Here is a 19,058-nt window from a genome sequence, read left to right as displayed (position 1 = left end):
CTGTAAATCCCGTGTCTTCCGTATGTAATTTTTCAATACGAACCTTGCCGATCCTTAATTTAACACATAAAACGTTAAACCATTGTATATTTTTTTACTCATAGATATAAGTTAGGTTATATTATAAATACACACACAAATGAAAAACATGATCAAATTTCCAGCTGCATTACTGGGGCTTATGCTCTTGTTCGGCTTCACAGCACAGAAATCGATGGCTCAGGGGGGCTATGACGATATCTCACTGCAATCGTTTTATGACGAATTATCCCCTTATGGAACCTGGATACAGGATCCTCAATATGGTAACGTATGGCGCCCTGATGTAGATCAGGATGATTTCAGGCCTTATTACAGTGATGGCCGCTGGGCGATGACTGAATATGGAAATACCTGGGTATCCGATTATGACTGGGGCTGGGCTCCGTTTCATTATGGCCGCTGGGTAAATAACAGGTTCAATCAATGGGTCTGGATTCCGGATACAGTTTGGGGACCTGCGTGGGTTAGCTGGAGAAGCGGCGCTGGTTATTATGGCTGGGCTCCTTTAGGCCCTGGTATCAGTATTAACATCAATATTGGTGGCGGTGGTTATAATACGCCGAATAACTGGTGGAACTTTATCCCTCAGCGCAGTATTTACAGCAATAATTATCCAAGATATTCAAGCAGAAACATTACGATCATTAACCGTACTACGATTATCAATAATACTTACGGTCGTGGTGGCAGAGATACTTATTACACTGGCCCAAGAGCTGATGATATCAGAAGAGCAACAAACAGAGATGTAAGAGTTTATAATATCTCCCGTTCAGAAAGACCTGGAAGAACAAGTATTACGAATAATAATATTAATATATACAATCCAAGATCAGGAGTTAACGGGTCTTCAAGAGCGGGTGATAATGGTGGTTCAAGATCAGGAAATGTTGACCGTTCCGGAAGAAGTGATATAAATAATTCAAGAGCAGGTAGTGTGGATCGTTCAGGAAGAGGAGATATTAATACTTCAAGATCTGGAAATACCAGTACTACAAGGCCGGATGTCAATAATTCAAGGGCCGGAAGTATTGACCGTTCAGGAAGAGGAGACATTAATACTTCAAGATCAGGAAATACTGCTCCTGTAAGACCAGATGCCGGTATTCCGGTAAATGGGAATACTAATCGTTCTGGCAGATCAGATATGGGCAATTCCAGGGCAGGAAATAATAATACCTCCAGATCAGCGAATCCGGATCAGCAAAGACAACAACAAGATCAGCAGCGTCAGCAGCAAGTTCAGCAACAACGCCAACAGCAAGTTCAACAGCAACAACGCCAACAGCAGGATCAACAACGTCAGCAGCAAGCTCAACAGCAACAACGTCAGCAACAACAACGTGATAGTCAGGCGCGCCAACAACAAGATCAGCAACGTCAGCAGGAGCAACAGCAACAACGCCAACAACAAGATCAGCAGCGCCAGCAACAACAACAGCAACAACGCCAGCAACAGGATCAACAACGTCAGCAGCAGCAACAACAACGCCAGCAACAGGATCAACAACGTCAGCAGCAGCAACAACAGCAGCAACAGCAACGTTCTCAGGATTCAAGAAGTGGCGGTGATGCTCCCCAAAGAAGCGAATCTTCCAGATCAGGAAGAAATTAATCACTATAAAATAAGAACCGGCTATAATGGCCGGTTTTTATTTTATATATTATAATTATCTTTGCAGCCTCATCAAGCAATATGCTTAACCCTTTATGATTCACCCCGAAATAGAAAAACGAAAAACATTCGCCATTATCAGTCACCCGGATGCCGGAAAAACAACACTAACTGAAAAGTTTCTGCTGTTTGGAGGAGCAATTAATACCGCTGGTGCTGTAAAACGTAACAAAGCCAATCAAAGCAGTACTTCAGATTTTATGGAGATTGAGAAACAACGTGGAATATCCGTTGCGACCTCAGTAATGGGTTTTGAATACAAAGATAAACGCATCAATATTCTGGATACACCAGGTCACAAAGACTTCGCCGAAGATACCTACAGGACTTTATCTGCTGTAGATAGCGTAATCCTTGTTGTAGACTGTGTAAAAGGTGTTGAGGAACAAACAGAAAAGCTGATGGCCGTATGCCGGATGCGGAATACTCCCGTAATTATCTTTATTAACAAGATGGACCGCGAGGGTAAAGATGCCTTTGATCTGCTGGATGAAATCGAAAATAAACTAAATATCAGTTTATGCCCGTTATCATGGCCAATCGGACAAGGACATACCTTTAAAGGTGTATACAGTATTTACAATAAACACCTGAACCTGTTTGAACCGGATAAAACAAAAATTGCTGATCCCGTTATAGAGGTCAGTGATCTGAATGATCCGAACCTGAATAATTTCCTTAAACCAAAGGAACTTGGAGAATTAAAAAATGATCTGGAACTTGTAGAGGGAGTTTATGGTACATTAGACCAGAATATGTATACAGAAGGTCTCCTTGCCCCTGTATTTTTTGGAAGTGCCATCAACAACTTCGGTATTAAAGAATTGTTGGACACCTTCATTAATATCGCGCCAAGTCCAAGAAGCAGAGAAGCTGAACAAAGAGAAGTCCTGGTAGAAGAGAAAAACTTTTCCGGATTCGTATTTAAAATACACGCCAATCTTGATCCTAAACACCGTGACCGTATTGCTTTCTTAAGGATATGTTCCGGTAAGTTCGAGAGAAACAAATTCTATTTCCATACGCGTCAGGGTAAAAAACTTAAGTTTTCTAACCCAATGGACTTTATGGCCAATGAGAAAAGCATTGTAGAAGAAGCATGGCCAGGTGATGTTGTCGGATTATATGACAGCGGGAACTTTAAAATCGGAGATACATTGACTGAGGGAGAGCAATTGCAATTTAAAGGCATTCCTAGCTTCTCTCCTGAAATATTTAAGGAAGTAGAGAACAAAGATCCGCTTCGCACCAAACAGCTTGAAAAAGGCATACAACAACTCACAGAAGAAGGTGTTGCCCAGTTATTCACGCAACAACCAGGAAACAGGAAAATCATTGGTGCTGTAGGTGAATTACAATTTGAGGTAATTGCATTCAGACTGGAACATGAATATGGCGCGAAAGCACACTTCCGTATGTTGAGTTACAGCAGATCAAACTGGGTAACTTCTACAGATAAAAAGAAACTGGAAGAATTTGTGAAACGTAAAGGTCAGCACATCGGAGAAGATAAAGACGGAAACCCTGTTTTTCTTGCAGACAATGACTTTATGATCAATATGACTAAAAGAGATTATCCGGATATTGAATTCCATAAGACCTCTGAATTCAAATAAGCAATAAAAAAAAGGCTGTAGCGGGAAAAACCGCTACAGCCTTTTTCATACCACCTGTTTCGACGAACTGGCATTTTTATTCTACGAAAGCTTCAAAAAGCACAAAAACACCTTTATTCCCTAATTAAACAGTTCGTCTACGATAATATACACTTGGTATAAAACATTTTAGCAGGATTTTTTTATTCATTCTATTTGTTTCAACAAAACGAAATATTATGAAATCTCTGTTTAACATATCGCCATTTCTACTCCTGTTAGTTCCTGCATTTGTAATGATGATCCTGACAATTGTAACCAATAACAGCCATACTGATCAGGCATCAGAAGTCGTAAAAACAACTGTAACCACATCTTTAGACAAGACAAGCATATCAATTGCCAAATAAAAAAGGGCATCCTGAATTTACATAATCATGCAACCAGAATACCCTTTATATTAAGTTGGAAAATACTATTTCAATTTGCTTAATGCAGCTCTAACACGTGGAATCATTTCTTTGATGTCGGTCAGAGAACAAGCACCAACCGAAGCACGGAACCATGATTTAGTTTCATCCGTACCAAAACAAGAGAATGGCACCAACGCCACCTGAGCCTCTTTAATCAAGTAAGAATTCACATCAGTACTGTCTTTCAATAAATCACCATCCGCAGTAGTTTTACCAATATAATCGATTTTCAGTGTCAGATAAATTGCTCCCATAGGCGCAATTGCATCTACCGCAAAACCATCCTCTTTCAAGCTGGTAAAGCCTTCATACAAAGCATTAAGACTATCCTGAATCTGAGTTTTAAACGCACCTAAAAACTCATCAACCTGTCCTTTATCTGCAAAATACTTACCAACCGCCACTTGTTCAGCTTTAGGCGCCCAGGCACCGATATGCGTCAGTAAAGCTTTCATTTTACCAATTACTTTATCTGGTCCGAAAGCCCAGCCTACGCGTACACCAGTACTTGCAAGACATTTAGAGATTCCATCAATATAAATGGTGTAATCTTTCAGCTCAGGACGTAAGCTTACCGGGTTGATATGTTCTTTACCAAAAGTCAATAAAGAGTAAATCTGATCGTACATGATATACAACGGTTTCTCTCCCTCAGCTCTCGATTGATTTTCTGCAATCACAAGATCACAAATTTCTTCCAGCTGTTCTTTAGTGAACATTGTACCCGTTGGGTTTAATGGAGAACATAAAGCCAGTAAAGTTGCACCTTTAAGATGTGGTTTTAACAACTCAGCAGTAGGCATGAAATTGCTTTCCGCAGTAGTTTCCACAGCGATTCCTTCCGCAGAAGAAAGATGACAGTAATGGTTATTATTCCATGATGGGGCAGGATAAATAACTTTATCTCCCGGATCAATTAAGGCAAGGTAAGTCGCATAGATCAAAGGGCGGGAACCACCAGAAACCAATATTTCATTTGTTTTAAAGTCAAGATCATATCTGTCCTTTAATACGTCTACAATCGTTTCACGTAAAGCTAAAATACCATCAGCAGGCGGATAGTTGGTTTGATTATGATTATAAGCATCAACAATCTCAGCTTTCAGCCCGGCAGGTATAGGGAAAATTGAAGGATCAAAATCACCGATAGTTAAATTTGCAATTTTAGCACCTTTGCTCTTCAGCTCATTAACCTCATTGCCAATTTTAATGATTTCTGATCCAATGAGTGAGTTTGCTAATACCGATACATTCATGTTATATAATTTATTAATGGTTAGAATTAAGCTAGCAAACTTTGAATAGCTAACTTGGTTTTTTCAAAATTAAACTGGTCGAGAATAGTTTCCATCATCACTTCAATTTCCGGATTACATAGATTTCCTATGCTGCCTTCATGGGTATGATTTACCTGAACTCCCGGTACAAAGGTACCATTTTCAATCGTCTCTCCCACTATCTGATAAGCTTCTCTAAAAGGGACACCCTTTAAAGCCAAATCATTAACCACCTCTACACTAAACAAATAAGCATATTTCTTATCTGCCAATATATCATCCTTCAGCGTGATATGCTGTAACATATATGTTGTCATTTCCAGACACTCATTTAAAGAAACTATCGAAGGAAAAAGGTTCTCTTTCAATAATTGCAAGTCGCGGTGATAGCCTGATGGCAGATTAGTCGTCATCATTGCAATCTCATTCGGCAATGCCTGAATCTTATTACATCTTGAACGGATCAGTTCAAACACATCCGGGTTCTTTTTATGCGGCATAATGCTTGAACCTGTAGTCAGTTCATCAGGAAATTTGATAAAACCAAAGTTCTGATTGATAAATAAACATACATCCATCGCCATTTTAGCCAGGGTAGCTGCGACAGAAGACATCGCCTGAGCCAGTATCCTTTCTGTTTTCCCTCTGCCCATCTGTGCATAAACTACGTTATAATTCAGGTTCTCAAACCCTAAAAGATTGGTAGTCATCGTTCTGTTCAATGGAAAAGATGAACCATAACCCGCAGCAGAGCCTAAAGGGTTTTTATTACAGATCTTCCATGCCGCCAGCATCATTTCCATATCATCCACTAAGCTTTCTGCATAAGCGCCAAACCAAAGTCCAAAAGAAGAAGGCATTGCAATCTGCAAATGTGTATAACCCGGTAACAACTTGTCTTTATGTGTATTACTTAATGTAATTAACTGCTGAAACAAGACCGCAGAATTACGCACCATCTCTTCAATCCTGTCTCTGAAAAACAATTTCAGATCCACTAAAACCTGGTCATTACGTGATCTTCCGCTATGGATCTTCTTACCCGCTTCACCGATACGCTGCGTCAGTAACCATTCAACTTGTGAATGTACATCCTCTACTGTATCTTCAATTTTAAACTCTCCAGCTTCAATTTCAGCGTAAATATGCTTCAGTTCCTTTTGTATTTCTGCAAGCTCAGCAGCAGTCAGTAAACCGATACTTTCCAGCATCTCTACGTGTGCCAGAGAACCCAGCACATCAAAAGCCGCCATTTGTAAATCCAGCTCCCTGTCCTGACCTACAGTAAAACTCTCAATACTTTTATTTACTTCTATATTTTTTTGCCAGATTTTCATTGTCTATTATAAATTATAAAACGCTCCCGCAGGAGCAAATGTTATTTCCCGTTAATAACCGGTTTAAGCATATCAATATATAGTTGTATTCCTTCAGCAATCTCCTTAACGAATACATATTCATCCGCCATATGTGACCGTGCTGAATCACCAGGCCCTACTTTTACAGAAGGAATACTTAATAAAGCCTGATCAGATGTGGTTGGCGAACCATAAGTAGTTCTGCCCAATGCAATACCAGACTGAACAAGCGGATGCTCTTTATCAATTGATGAAGGCTTTAACCGGACAGAGCGTGCCTGGACGTCACAATCCACGTGGGTACGGATAATCCGCAGCACCTCTTCATTGGTATACGCATCAGTAACCCTTACATCTACGGTAAAAGTGCAAGTTGCAGGCACTACGTTGTGCTGAGAACCAGCATTGATAATCGTAACCGACATTTTCAAAGGCCCGAATACTTCAGATACTTTTGCAAAACGGTAGTTCCTGAACCATTCAATATCTTTCAATGCTTTATAAATTGCATTATCACCTTCTTCTCTTGCCGCGTGGCCAGCTTTTCCGGTAACTGTACAATCCAGCACCAGCAATCCTCTTTCTGCAATCGCAAGCTGCATTTCTGTTGGCTCACCAACAATAGCAAATTCCAGTTCCCCAAGATCAGGAATAATACATTCCAGTCCGTTATTCCCTGAAATTTCTTCCTCGGCTGTAGTTGCTAAACAGATATTATAAGCCAGATCTTCCTGTGCATAGAAATACAGAAAAGTAGCAATCAGTGAAACCAGGCAGCCTCCTGCATCATTACTTCCCAATCCATATAACTTTCCGTCTTCTATTTTCGGTTCATAAGGATCTCTCGTATAACCTGAGTTTGGCTTTACCGTATCATGGTGCGAATTTAAAAGCACTGTAGGTTTACTTGCATCGAAATGCTGATTATAAGCCCAGATATTATTCAGCTTACGGTGTATTTTAATTCCTCGTTCCTGCAAAAATTGCCCGATCAGATCAGCAGTTTTGTCCTCTTCCTTACTGAAAGATTGAATACTGATCAGATTCTTCAACAATTCCAAACTATCTTTTTGCAGCGTCTCTATCATAATTTATTCTTTTGTATATAATGCCCCGGCTTTTATAGCCGAAAGCTTAATGCCTTTGATCAGGGATGAACTGAATCCATTGTGCTCCATTTCATTCAAGCCTGCAATAGTACATCCCTTTGGCGAAGTTACTTTATCAATTTCCTGCTCTGGATGCGATTGCATTTGCAAGAGTAAATCTGCGGCTCCTTTTGCAGTCTGAACAGCCATTTTAAGCGCTTCATCTGCATGGAAACCAATTTCTACACCACCTTGCGAAGCTGCACGGATACCTCTTAAAAAGAAAGCAATACCACAAGCACATAAAGCAGTGGCAGCGGTCATCAGGTCTTCATTAATTTTAACTACTGCACCAACCGTTTCAAACATCCTGGTCACTTCAACTATATTTTCTGCTGAAGCGCGATCCGCAGCCACACAGGTCATAGACTGGCCAATGGCAATAGCTGTATTGGGCATTGCACGGATAACTTCTAATTGCTCACCAAGTTTCTCCCGGATTGCTGCACAGCTCACTCCTGAAGCCACAGAAATCACCAGATGACGTTTGATATCAATCACACCAGAAATTTGTTCCATCAGCTGATTGAGCTGCTGTGGTAAAACCGCCAGAACAATTACATCCGCAGCTGCTACAGCCGCAGCATTATCAGCACTGATCTGATAACCAAGATTTGCAAATCCGGTTAAATGACTTAAAGTCCTTCTGGTTAAAGTAATCGCACCAGCAGGTACATAATTCGCTTTAACTAATCCTTTGGCTAGTGAAATTCCAATATTACCACTGCCCAGTATCGCTATCTTGCCTGTAAATTGTCCCATATTAATCTATTAATCGGGTTCCAAAACCCTGTGTATCAATCTGTGGTAATTCATCTGCTTTGCCAATATAGACCGCACTAACCCCTTGCCTGATGGCTTCAAATGCATTATGTAATTTAGGGATCATCCCTCCTGAAACTACCCCTTCGGTCTGCAAACGTTCAAAATCTTCTCTTTTGATCTCTGTTACCAACGAAGTTTCATCCTCTACATCACGTAAAACACCCTTTTTCTCAAAACAGTAAACCAGGCGTGTTTCATAAACCGAAGACATTGCAACAGCAACCGCCGAAGCAATTGTATCTGCATTGGTATTCAGTAACTGGCTATCTCCGTCATGCGTAATCGCACATAAAACAGGGATCAGCTTACTTTTAAGCAAACTATCCAATGTTGTTACAGAGACAGAATTTTCATCCAGATCACCTACAAAACCAAAGTCTATCTCTTTGACCGGGCGTTTTACTGCCTTAATCACATTGCCATCTGCTCCACTTAATCCAATCGCATTACATCCTCTGGCTTGTAATTGCGCTACCATATTTTTATTAATCAACCCGCCATAAACCATCGTCACTACACGCAGGGTCTCAATATCTGTAATCCTTCTGCCATCAACGAGTTTAGGTTCAATTCCCAGGGAGGCCCCTAATTCTGTGGCAATCTTACCGCCTCCATGGATCAGGATCTTATCTCCCGGTAAAGCTGTAAAATCAACGAGAAACTGATGTAGCTTCTCAGAGTTATCAATTACATTTCCACCTATTTTTATAATCGTTAACTGCTTCATTCTTTATTTCTTAAGGAATTCATTGATGATAGGAAATTCTTTTTCAGGCTCTTCCACCTGTGGATTATGACCCGATTTCTCAAACATGACAAACTGCGCCTGCGGACAGTATTCTTTATACTTTACCATCATCCAGGGCGTAGCTACTCTGTCAAACCGGCCGCCAATTATTAATATCGGCATCTTTAAATCCTTTAACTGTTTCCTGAAGTCAAAAGTTCCAATATCACTTCCCACATAAAAATCACCATCTCTGCCTACCATTTGATAGTATAGCTTGGTATTCATGCTATTTGGATAGGGTTTTCTGCCTCTGGAAACAAACTGACCAGGGTTGTAAGCGTATAAAAACCCATAAGGAACTTTACCATAAATCTCCTGATGCTGTGCATCACTTGAAACAGCCCCCTGCTCCCTGATTTTCATCAGATCTGCCCAGACTTCCGGATAATTCGTTTTGATCTCATGGTTAGAATTATCATCATTCTCCTGCCACATCACATAACTGTGAAAAGTATTGGCCAGAATCAGGTGACTTACATTATTTGGATACTTAATGGCGTACCCCTGCGCAACTAATCCACCGTAAGAGTGCCCCAAAAGAGACACTTTATTGAGTTTCAATGCTTTTCTTAGCCCCTCTATATCTTCAATATCTCTTTGCAGGCTATAATCTGAAACTACTTTCGCAGTATCTGATTTTCCTCTGCCAAACCCATCAAAATAAATCAGCTGATGATTTGCATCCGCTAAAGGATCAAAACTTCTTAAGCCAGGATGCGCGCCACCAGGACCACCAGCAATAAAAATAATTGGATCACCCTGCCCAACCGTAACTACCCATAATTTAGCACCGTTGACAGTAATAAATTTACCATCAGTCCAGCTATCTACAGTTTTTTGCTGAGCAAAAGAGAGTGCGGCAAAACAAAGCGCACAGATTAAAAGATTGAGCCTTTTCATGAGATTTCTTAGGTTTTAACGGTTTTTAAGCCAATAGAGGCCTGATTTCTTAAGCAATCAGGCACCCCCTAAGATAGCTTTTGTAACAGACCTTTCAAAACTGCCTGTGCAGCCCATAAGCGATTTCCCGCCTCATGGATCACTAAAGAGTTTGGCCCGTCCAATACCTCAGATGAAAGTTCCAGATCCCTTCTAACCGGTAAACAATGCATTACTTTCGCATCATTTGTCCCTTTTAAAAGTTCATTGTTCAGCATCCATCCTTCAGGATAAGGAAGGATTTTACCATATTCTTTATAACTCGACCAGTTTTTTACATAAATATAATCTGCACCTGCTAGTGCTTCCTGCAAGTTATGCGTAATGTGAGCACCCGGTGTAAAATCTTCAGAAAGCTCGTAACCTTCTGGCTGAACAACCGTAAAATCAAGCATATCTTCCTGCTGTGCTTTACACATCCATTCTGCAAAAGAGTTTGGAACCGCTTGTGGCAAAGCCTTGATATGTGGCGCCCAGGCCAGAACCACTTTAGGTTTAGTAGTTCCCTTCCAGGTTTCTTTAATCGTTACCAGATCTGCCAGACTTTGTAAAGGGTGACGGGTAGCACTTTCTAAACTTACCACAGGAACACCGCAATATTTGATAAACTTGTTAAAGAAATCTTCGTTATAGTCTTCCTCCCTGTTCACCAGTTTTGGAAAAGAGCGAAGTCCCAGGATATCACAATATTGGCCCATTACCGCTGCTGCTTCGCGAATATGCTCTACAGTAGTTCCGTTCATGACCACTCCGTCTTCAGTTTCCAGTGCCCATCCTTCTTTATCCATATTCATCACCATTACACTCATTCCTAAGTTAATAGCTGCTTTCTGGGTACTTAAGCGGGTACGCAAACTTGGATTCAGAAAAACAAGACCAAGCGTCTTATTTTTCCCCAATTGCTGATCTGCATAAGGATTGCTCTTTAAAGTAAGGGCATCTTTTACTAATTGGCCGATGTCTTCAACATCGTTTACTGAAGTGAACTGGTTCATCCTTTTATAGCAATTTTAAAGTTTTCTAAAAATTGATCTGCTTGTGCTTTGGTCAGATTAAGCGCAGGCAACAATCTGATCACATTTGGTTTGGCCTCTCCCGTGAAGATAAACTGCTTGAACAGCAAGTTCTTTTTAACCTGTGAAAGTTCCTCAGGAAGCTCAATACCGATCATTAAACCACGTCCTCTTACCTCACGGATTTCTTCGATCTTTTTAAGTTCAGTGATTAAATAATCACCTGTTTTCGCTGCATTTTCCATCAGCTGATCTTGTTCCATAACTTCCAGCACCGCTAACGCAGCTGCGCAAGCCAAATGATTTCCGCCAAAAGTAGTGCCCAGCATAGAATGCCATGCTGTAAATTTAGGAGCAATAGAAATTCCCGCTACAGGAAAACCATTTCCCATTCCTTTTGCCATGGTATATACATCGGCATTTACCCCGGCATAATCATGAGAATAAAATAAACCTGTTCTGCCATAACCACATTGAACGCTGTCAGCGATATAAACGGCATTGTATTGGTCACATAATGTGCGGATCAGTTGAAGGAAGCTAATGGAAGCTTCTTTAATTCCACCAACACCTTGTATACCTTCAATAATCACAGAGCTGATTTCTTCTCCATAAGCTTCAAAAGCATGTTTCAGGGCTTCTTCATCATTGAAGGGAAGAAAAACGATATTATCCGTACTATTTACTGGCGCAATAATTTTAGGGTTATCCGTTGCTGAAACAGCTAGGGATGTACGGCCGTGAAAAGCTCCTTTAAAAGCAATTACTTTTTTTCTTCCATTATAGAAAGAAGCCAGTTTCAAAGCATTTTCATTGGCCTCAGCACCAGAGTTACAAAGGAATAACTGATAATCAGTCTTTCCGGAAACTTTACCCAGTTTCTCTGCAAGCTCTACCTGCAAAGGTATTTTCACTGAATTAGAGTAAAATCCTACTTTGTTCAGCTGGTCTGTCAAACGTTTTACATAGTGAGGATGAGTATGACCGATAGAAATTACGGCATGTCCGCCGTAAAGATCAAGGTACTCCTGCCCATTGGCGTCCCATACGGCACTGCCAGAGGCTTTAACAATTTCTATATCATTTAAAGGGTATACATCGAATAAGTTCATCTTTTTAAAGCTTTTTACCCCAGGTTTTCACCTCAGGAGATTCATAAAATAATTTGATTGCAATGCCTGTTAAACAGGCGTAGTTGTTGTTTAAAAAGCAGCTGCTTTAAGTTTCAACCCTTGCCGTTCGTCTAAGCCAAACATCAAATTCATATTCTGTACCGCCTGTCCGCTTGCTCCTTTTAACAGATTATCGATCATACTGATTATTAATAATTTGTTGCCATGTTTTTCTACATGTACCAAACCCTTATTCGTATTCACGACCTGTTTAAGATCAATATTTTTTTGACTGACATGTGTAAAAGGATGTCCGCTATAATAGTCTTCATAAAGCTTTTGTGCCTGTTCAGCTGTTAAATCGCTTTCCAGATAAACCGCAGCAAGGATACCTCTGGTAAAGTCTCCGCGTTGCGGGATGAAGTTCAGCTCCTGATTAAAATCATCATCCAGCTGTAAAAGACTTTGTCCGATTTCATTCAGATGCTGATGTTCAAAAGCCTTATAAACAGACAGGTTATTGTTACGCCAGCTAAAATGAGAAGTTGCCGCAAGGCTTTGTCCTGCACCTGTTGAACCAGTTGTTGCATTGATATGAACTTCACTTTTCAATAAACCTTTTGCTGCCAGTGGCAATAAAGCCAATTGGATACAAGTTGCAAAGCAACCCGGATTCGCAATAAAGTTTGCCGATTGAATACGTTCTCTGTTTAGTTCAGGTAAACCGTAAACCCAGTCCTGCCCCGCAGCTTCAGCTAATCTGAAGTCCTGGCTCAGGTCTATTATTTTAATACCAGCTGCAATAGGGTTTGCAACCAGGAATTTCTTTGCATCGCCATGGCCTACGCATAAAAAAAGTACGTCTATAGCAGAAGAAAGTTCATCCGTAAAACGCAGGTCAGTATCTCCTAAAAGATCAGTATGAACGTCTGAGATCAGATTTCCACCATTACTGTTGCTGTGTACAAATACGATTTCTACGCCATCATGATTCACTAACAGGCGCAGCATTTCACCACCGGTATACCCGGCACCGCCAACTATACCTGCTTTAATCTTCATTTCCGTTCACTTTATGCCAGATCATAACCTGGTTACCAAAAATTTTAGAGAACCCTTTAACGTCCTCACCACTCCATGCATTGTTCATTTCTCCGTAGCTGCCGAATTTATTGCTCATCAGATCATGCTCAGACTCGATACCGATAATCTGGAATCGGTAAGGCAATAACTCTACAAATACTTTTCCGCTCACAGTACTTTGTGTGTCTGCAAGGAAAGCTTCGATATTACGCATAATCGGATCATGGAATTGACCTTCATGCAGCCAGTTTCCATAAAAAGAAGCTAATTGCTCTTTCCATGACAACTGCCATTTAGTTAAAGTATGTTTTTCTAAAGTATGGTGTGCTTTGATAATTACCATTGGAGCTGCTGCCTCAAAACCTACACGTCCTTTGATTCCAATAATTGTATCTCCCACATGGATATCACGACCGATACCATAAGGCTGTGCGATTGCCTGTAATTTCTGGATTGCTTTGACTGGTTCTAATTGCTCACCATCTAAGGCAACCAATTCCCCTTTTTCAAAAGTAAGTTCGATTTTACGGCTCTCAGTTTCAGAAACCTGTGTTGGCCATGCTTCTTCTGGTAGAGTCTCGTTAGAAGTTAAAGTTTCTTTTCCTCCTACTGATGTACCCCATAAACCTTTGTTGATAGAATATCTTGCTTTTTCAGCACTATATTCAACTCCGTGTTTACTTAAATATTCTATTTCCGCTTCGCGGGATAATTTCAAATCTCTGATTGGTGTGATGATCTCTACGTTAGGAATGATAATATTAAAGATCATATCAAAACGTACCTGATCATTACCAGCACCAGTACTTCCATGTGCTACATAATCAGCACCTATTTTTTTAACATAGTTTGCTATTGCAGTAGCCTGGCTTACGCGCTCAGCACTTACAGAAAGCGGATAAGTTGCATTTTTCAATACATTACCAAATACCAGGTACTTAATGCAGCCCTCGTAATAATTTGCAGTCTCGTCAACTACAGCATGAGAGGCCACTCCTAAAGCGTAAGCTCTTTTTTCGATTTCCTGTAATTCTTCATCAGAAAAACCACCTGTATTAACAATAACCGAATGAACTTCCAGTCCACGGTCCTGTGCCAGGTGAATACAGCAAAATGAAGTATCTAAACCTCCGCTAAAAGCTAAAACTACTTTCTTTTTCATGAGCAATGTGTGTTTTTGTGGTGATGAAGCCTGTTTGCGTTTTTTCGCTGTCAGCCTCCATAACCGTTTTAGTTGTTATTATTTAAAAAATAGGACTGATTGGTATAAGAATGATTTTAAGCTTCCTTTGTCATCCGATGGTTTGGGCTTTAGCACTAATCTTTGTTTAATGCGCATAAAACGCTCGTATAATTTAGGTTTGCGCTCTAACTCTTCGGCAAATTTCTTTGCTACATCATGTTTCTGCGTTGCAGGATCGTAAAGCATCGCTGTACACATACAGTTTTTACGGTCTTTGCTTTTCAGAATCTCAAAGTTTACGCAGCTTTGACAGCCTTTCCAGAATTCTTCATCTTGTGAAAGTTCTGAATAGGTGACAGGCTCATAACCCAGGTCGGAATTGATTTTCATCACAGCAAGCCCTGTCGTTAATCCGAAGATCTTGGCTTTAGGATATTTCTGACGTGATAATTCGAAGATTTTGTTTTTAATGGTATGCGCAAGCCCCATTTTTCTGTATTTAGGACTGACTACCAAACCTGAATTGGCCACAAACTGGCCATGGCTCCATGTTTCAATATAACAGAACCCAGCCCAGGAGCCGTCTTTGTGGAAAGCAATAACTGATTTACCTTCAGTCATCTTTCCTGCAACATATTCAGGCGAGCGTTTAGCGATACCTGTACCTCGTGCCTTAGCAGATTCAGCCATTTCTTCACAGATTTCTTCTGCAAAAACACGATGTTCAGGAAGTGCAACCTGCACTATAAAATCGTTTATATTCATTAATAGTTAACGAAAAAAAGATAAAATATTCTTATTAATTGGTTCTGAGGAGCTATAAAATTCTCAGGATTGAGTTAGAATTAACTCAAATACGGGGTGTATAATTTTGCCGGCTGGTTGTTACATAAATGACAGGCTCCAGACGTTCAATATATAAACTTCTCGCAGCAATGTTCTTTGCTGTTACGATTGAAAGTTTATGTATTATCTGTTTGATCATTTTCTGTATAATTCCCGCTTTAAAATATTAATAGTGTAAAGGTTTAAATAAATTTCGAGTTGTGCAACAGGTTTTTTATTTTTTTACATTTAATCAACTCCTTGGACCTCATGAGGTCACCGCTCAAAAATACGTGATATCTGTTGATAATAAAGATTAAATTTTCGTTAAATTTCAGGAGAGAAAGCTATGAAAAACCAGGAGGTTAACTAATAGGTGTTTCGGAATATAAATTTAGGTGCACTATAGTCAATCGGTGCGCCTTTTTTAAAATAATTTATGTCCATGTAGCTCTCCAGCGTACCTGTTCCCAAAATCAGCCTTCCATCTTTCTTCAATAAAGCTATTGGCCCCCTCAGCCATTTTTCAAGACCATAATGCTGAAAATGATAATCCCCGATTAAAGTATCACCTTTGATAGCGCCCTTTACATCTCCGGAATCTTTAAAACTGCCATGATAGTTTACTTCATACTGTCCTGTAAATTGTGTTCCTGTAATTACCAGTTTCAGAATAGCTGTATCTGCTCCTTTAATCGCAAGATAAGAGGTACGGACTACCCTTTTCTCTCTGCTATCACATCCTTGTATCACTAGCAATATAAAGCTCATCGCAAATACAAACAGAGATTTAGTAACTTTCATTATTTCGATTTTAAACAACATTTACAAATGTATCACCTAAGTTAATCAACAAAGTTATAATCCCGCAAATCTATTTTAAATTCAGATTGTACCGCTAAAATGCAAGATCTTTATTTATTTGTACGTTTATCCTGATAGCTAATACCCCTTTTTATGAAAAGACTCCTTTTCCTGCTTTTTTTACTCCTTTCATTTACCTCAATAACCTCTGCACAGGATTTACGCGCAGCCAGAAAAACGATAAACAAATTGGCTGCTCCCGATTTCTGGGGAAGAGGTTATACCAAAGACGGAATGGCAAAGGCCGCGGTTTACCTTTGTGATGAATTTAAAAAGGCAGGCCTCAAACCGATGGAAGGAAATGATTACAGACAGAATTTCTCTTACCCTGTGAATACTTTTCCCGGAAAAATGGACGTAACAGTGAATGGAAAAAAGCTGATTCCTGGTAAGGATTTCATTATTGAACCTGCAAGCCAAGGCCTGCATGGTCTGATGAAACTGGAACAAAAAGACAGTATTTACATGAACCGCGCCCAGCGGATGTTTGTCGTACTTAAAGATAAGCTGACCTGGAGCGTCGCACAGAAGGCAAATGACTATACCGTTCTTGAAATCAATAAAAAAGCATTGACAGCCAAACCTGACTCCATTCACGTAGACATCGACAATGAAGTTATTCCTGAATTTATAACCAGCAATATCTGCGGCGTGGTCAAAGGGACGAAACATCCAGACTCCATACTCATGTTAACCGCTCATTACGATCATTTGGGCGGCATGGGAGAACACACATTTTTTCCGGGAGCCAATGACAATGCCAGTGGAATAGCGCTTTTATTAAACCTGGCGAAGTATTATGCCAAAAATCCAGCACCTTATACCATTGCTTTCGTTTGTTTTGCCGGTGAAGAGCCAGGACTTAAAGGTTCTTCTTACTTTACGACCTTCCCCCCTGTCCCACTATCCAATATCAGGTTCCTGATCAATGTAGATATGGTAGGAACAGGAGAAAAAGGAATTACTGTAGTGAATGCGACTATCCTTCCGAAAGAATTCTCTTTGCTGAATAAAATCAACGATCAGTATCATTACCTCAGCAAAATTACCCCCCGGAATAAAGCGGCCAACAGCGATCATTATTTCTTTACTGAAAAAGGTGTCCCAGCTTTCTTCATCTACACTCAGGGAGGCGTAAGCGCTTATCACGATGTGGAAGATATACCTGCAACACTGCCTTTAACGGAGTTTGCCGACTTATTTAAGTTATTTGTAAAATTTAATGGTGCATTGATGAAATCCTCTTAACAACAGGCCACTATTCCTTTGTTCATTATCGATTTTCTGTCATATCTTTAATTGTGTCAATTTCCAAACTAACAAATTGACACTGTGATCGTTTATTTGCTAATAAATATATACATCGATGTCAATTTTACTATCTCCACTAACTATAAAAAACATCAGCCTGAAAAACAGGATTGTCATTTCCCCAATGTGCCAGTATTCCGCAGAAGATGGTTACGCTAATGATTGGCATTTAGTTCATTTAGGCAGCCGTGCAGTTGGCGGAGCCGCTTTGATCATTCAGGAAGCAACTGCTGTTTCTCCGATCGGAAGAATTTCACCGGGTGATTTAGGAATCTGGTCTGATGGCCACGTTCCTGTACTCAAACGAATCACTTCTTTTATTCATCAGCAGGGCGCTATAGCTGGTATTCAGCTGGCTCACGCTGGCAGAAAGGCAAGTTTTGATGTGCCATGGAATGGTGGTAAGCAAATTCTGGAGAAAGATGGAGGATGGAAAACTGTTGCGCCGAGCGCAATCCCTTTTAATGACCATGATGAACCTCCGATCGCTTTAACCGGAAGTGATATCGAAAAAATAAAAGCCGATTTTAAATCAGCGACGCTAAGAAGTATTGAGGCAGGATATCAGGTGATAGAACTCCATGCAGCCCACGGTTATCTGTTTCACCAGTTTTTCTCTCCGCTCAGCAACAAACGTACAGATGAATATGGTGGAAGCTTTGAAAACAGGATACGTCTTTTACTGGAAGTAGTAGACATCGTACGTGAAGTATGGACTTCTGAAAAACCTTTATTTGTCCGCATTTCTGCTACTGACTGGGCTGAAAAAGGATGGTCACCTGAAGATTCAATTCAATTGTCTGCTATTCTTAAAACAAAGGACGTAGACCTGATTGACTGTTCATCTGGCGGAAATATCCACTACCAGGAAATCCCTCTTTTTCCAGGTTACCAAGTACAGTTTTCTGCTTCAATCCGGAAAGAAACAGGTGTGTTAACTGGCGCAGTTGGCTTAATTACTGAAGCAAAACACGCAGAAGAGATTCTTCAGGAAGGAAAAGCCGATCTGATTATTTTAGCGAGAGAACTCTTAAGAGATCCTTATTTCCCATTACATGCTGCTTTTGAATTGGAAGATGAAATCAAATGGCCGGATCAATATGTGCGCGCCAAACCCAGAAAAAAGAGCTAAACAGTTATTTGCACCCCTATTTCAAAAATAAGATGCTTCCATTTTTAAGCTGTTTCTAAACCAATTTGTTTTAATTTTGTTCTTTCATAAAACAAGATAATTATGTTCGATAAATTAATGGCTGCTCAGCAAAAAGCTGAAGAAATAAAAAAACGTCTGGATACTGTTTACGTTCAGGCAGAAGTTGAAAGTGGTGCAATCAAAGTAACTTCAACGGCGAATAAAACAATTACAGCTATAGAAATCGATGAAGAGTTCTTTAAACAAGCTGATAAAGAAGAAGTAGAGGAACTACTTTTAACTGCAATCAATAAAGTGCTGCAACAAGCAGAAACTGTGAATGCGACCGAAATGCAAGCTGCAACCCAGGATATGCTTGGTGGCTTAGGCGGCATGTTCGGCCAATAATATTA

General features: G+C 40.2%; 18 protein-coding genes. 6 read left to right on the top strand and 12 right to left on the bottom strand.

Annotated elements, in window-relative coordinates:
• Positions 1–139 precede the first annotated feature (139 nt).
• The 3 genes from HDE70_RS24385 to HDE70_RS24375 all read left to right on the top strand — a co-directional run bounded on the left by HDE70_RS24385 (position 140) and on the right by HDE70_RS24375 (position 3,722).
• A complete protein-coding gene (locus tag HDE70_RS24385) occupies positions 140–1,657 on the top strand; it encodes a DUF6600 domain-containing protein (RefSeq protein ID WP_183892094.1) in 1,518 nt (505 codons plus the stop codon).
• A gap of 95 nt (positions 1,658–1,752) precedes the next feature.
• Positions 1,753–3,333: a peptide chain release factor 3 gene (locus HDE70_RS24380; RefSeq protein WP_183870264.1), complete on the top strand. Its 1,581-nt coding sequence runs from the start codon at positions 1,753–1,755 to the stop codon at positions 3,331–3,333.
• A 218-nt stretch (positions 3,334–3,551) separates the two neighbouring features.
• Positions 3,552–3,722, top strand: a complete 171-nt coding sequence (locus HDE70_RS24375) for a hypothetical protein (protein WP_183892093.1) — start codon at positions 3,552–3,554, stop codon at positions 3,720–3,722.
• Positions 3,723–3,787: 65 nt separating this feature from the next.
• Here the strand turns inward: HDE70_RS24375 and HDE70_RS24370 are convergent, their stop codons facing one another.
• From HDE70_RS24370 to HDE70_RS24315, 12 genes are all read right to left on the bottom strand, one after another.
• Positions 3,788–5,041: a pyridoxal phosphate-dependent aminotransferase gene (locus HDE70_RS24370; protein ID WP_183892092.1), complete on the bottom strand. Its 1,254-nt coding sequence runs from the start codon at positions 5,039–5,041 to the stop codon at positions 3,788–3,790.
• A gap of 26 nt (positions 5,042–5,067) precedes the next feature.
• A complete protein-coding gene (gene argH, locus HDE70_RS24365; RefSeq protein WP_183870261.1) occupies positions 5,068–6,399 on the bottom strand; it encodes an argininosuccinate lyase in 1,332 nt (443 codons plus the stop codon).
• Between the two features lie 41 nt (positions 6,400–6,440).
• Complete coding sequence (locus tag HDE70_RS24360) at positions 6,441–7,508, bottom strand: M20 family metallo-hydrolase (RefSeq protein WP_183870260.1); 1,068 nt, start codon at positions 7,506–7,508, stop codon at positions 6,441–6,443.
• A 3-nt stretch (positions 7,509–7,511) separates the two neighbouring features.
• A complete protein-coding gene (proC, locus tag HDE70_RS24355) occupies positions 7,512–8,330 on the bottom strand; it encodes a pyrroline-5-carboxylate reductase (RefSeq protein WP_183870259.1) in 819 nt (272 codons plus the stop codon).
• Position 8,331: 1 nt separating this feature from the next.
• Entirely contained in the window at positions 8,332–9,120 is a 789-nt protein-coding gene (argB, locus tag HDE70_RS24350; protein ID WP_183892091.1) for an acetylglutamate kinase, read from the bottom strand.
• 3 nt (positions 9,121–9,123) lie between these two features.
• On the bottom strand, positions 9,124–10,083 hold the full coding sequence (locus HDE70_RS24345; RefSeq protein ID WP_183892090.1) for an alpha/beta fold hydrolase: 960 nt from the start codon (positions 10,081–10,083) through the stop codon (positions 9,124–9,126).
• A 68-nt stretch (positions 10,084–10,151) separates the two neighbouring features.
• On the bottom strand, positions 10,152–11,117 hold the full coding sequence (locus HDE70_RS24340) for an acetylornithine carbamoyltransferase (RefSeq protein WP_183870256.1): 966 nt from the start codon (positions 11,115–11,117) through the stop codon (positions 10,152–10,154).
• On the bottom strand, positions 11,114–12,247 hold the full coding sequence (locus HDE70_RS24335) for an aspartate aminotransferase family protein (RefSeq protein WP_183892089.1): 1,134 nt from the start codon (positions 12,245–12,247) through the stop codon (positions 11,114–11,116). Before HDE70_RS24335 ends, HDE70_RS24340 begins: the two co-directional genes overlap by 4 nt.
• A 90-nt stretch (positions 12,248–12,337) precedes the next feature.
• Complete coding sequence (argC, locus tag HDE70_RS24330; RefSeq protein WP_183892088.1) at positions 12,338–13,309, bottom strand: N-acetyl-gamma-glutamyl-phosphate reductase; 972 nt, start codon at positions 13,307–13,309, stop codon at positions 12,338–12,340.
• Positions 13,299–14,492 carry an argininosuccinate synthase gene (gene argG, locus HDE70_RS24325; RefSeq protein ID WP_183892087.1) on the bottom strand — a complete coding sequence of 398 codons (1,194 nt, stop codon included), beginning with the start codon at positions 14,490–14,492 and terminating at the stop codon, positions 13,299–13,301. The genes argC and argG overlap by 11 nt, the downstream gene beginning before the upstream one ends.
• Before the next feature lie 78 nt (positions 14,493–14,570).
• Complete coding sequence (locus HDE70_RS24320; RefSeq protein ID WP_183892086.1) at positions 14,571–15,278, bottom strand: GNAT family N-acetyltransferase; 708 nt, start codon at positions 15,276–15,278, stop codon at positions 14,571–14,573.
• A 429-nt stretch (positions 15,279–15,707) separates the two neighbouring features.
• Complete coding sequence (locus HDE70_RS24315; protein ID WP_183892085.1) at positions 15,708–16,142, bottom strand: hypothetical protein; 435 nt, start codon at positions 16,140–16,142, stop codon at positions 15,708–15,710.
• Between the two features lie 153 nt (positions 16,143–16,295).
• Here HDE70_RS24315 and HDE70_RS24310 point away from each other — a divergent pair, with 153 nt between their 5' ends.
• The 3 genes from HDE70_RS24310 (at position 16,296) to HDE70_RS24300 (ending at position 19,053) form a co-directional block, all read left to right on the top strand.
• Entirely contained in the window at positions 16,296–17,450 is a 1,155-nt protein-coding gene (locus HDE70_RS24310; protein ID WP_183870250.1) for a M28 family metallopeptidase, read from the top strand.
• A 118-nt stretch (positions 17,451–17,568) separates the two neighbouring features.
• Positions 17,569–18,645: an NADPH dehydrogenase NamA gene (gene namA / locus HDE70_RS24305; RefSeq protein ID WP_183892084.1), complete on the top strand. Its 1,077-nt coding sequence runs from the start codon at positions 17,569–17,571 to the stop codon at positions 18,643–18,645.
• 102 nt (positions 18,646–18,747) lie between these two features.
• Positions 18,748–19,053, top strand: a complete 306-nt coding sequence (locus tag HDE70_RS24300; protein WP_111632860.1) for a YbaB/EbfC family nucleoid-associated protein — start codon at positions 18,748–18,750, stop codon at positions 19,051–19,053.
• Positions 19,054–19,058 lie beyond the last annotated feature (5 nt).

The sequence above is a fragment of the Pedobacter cryoconitis genome (assembly GCF_014200595.1).
Classification (GTDB): domain Bacteria; phylum Bacteroidota; class Bacteroidia; order Sphingobacteriales; family Sphingobacteriaceae; genus Pedobacter; species Pedobacter cryoconitis_C.
Note: the sequence above shows the minus strand (reverse complement) of the source record. Positions and strands in the feature narration are given on the sequence as shown.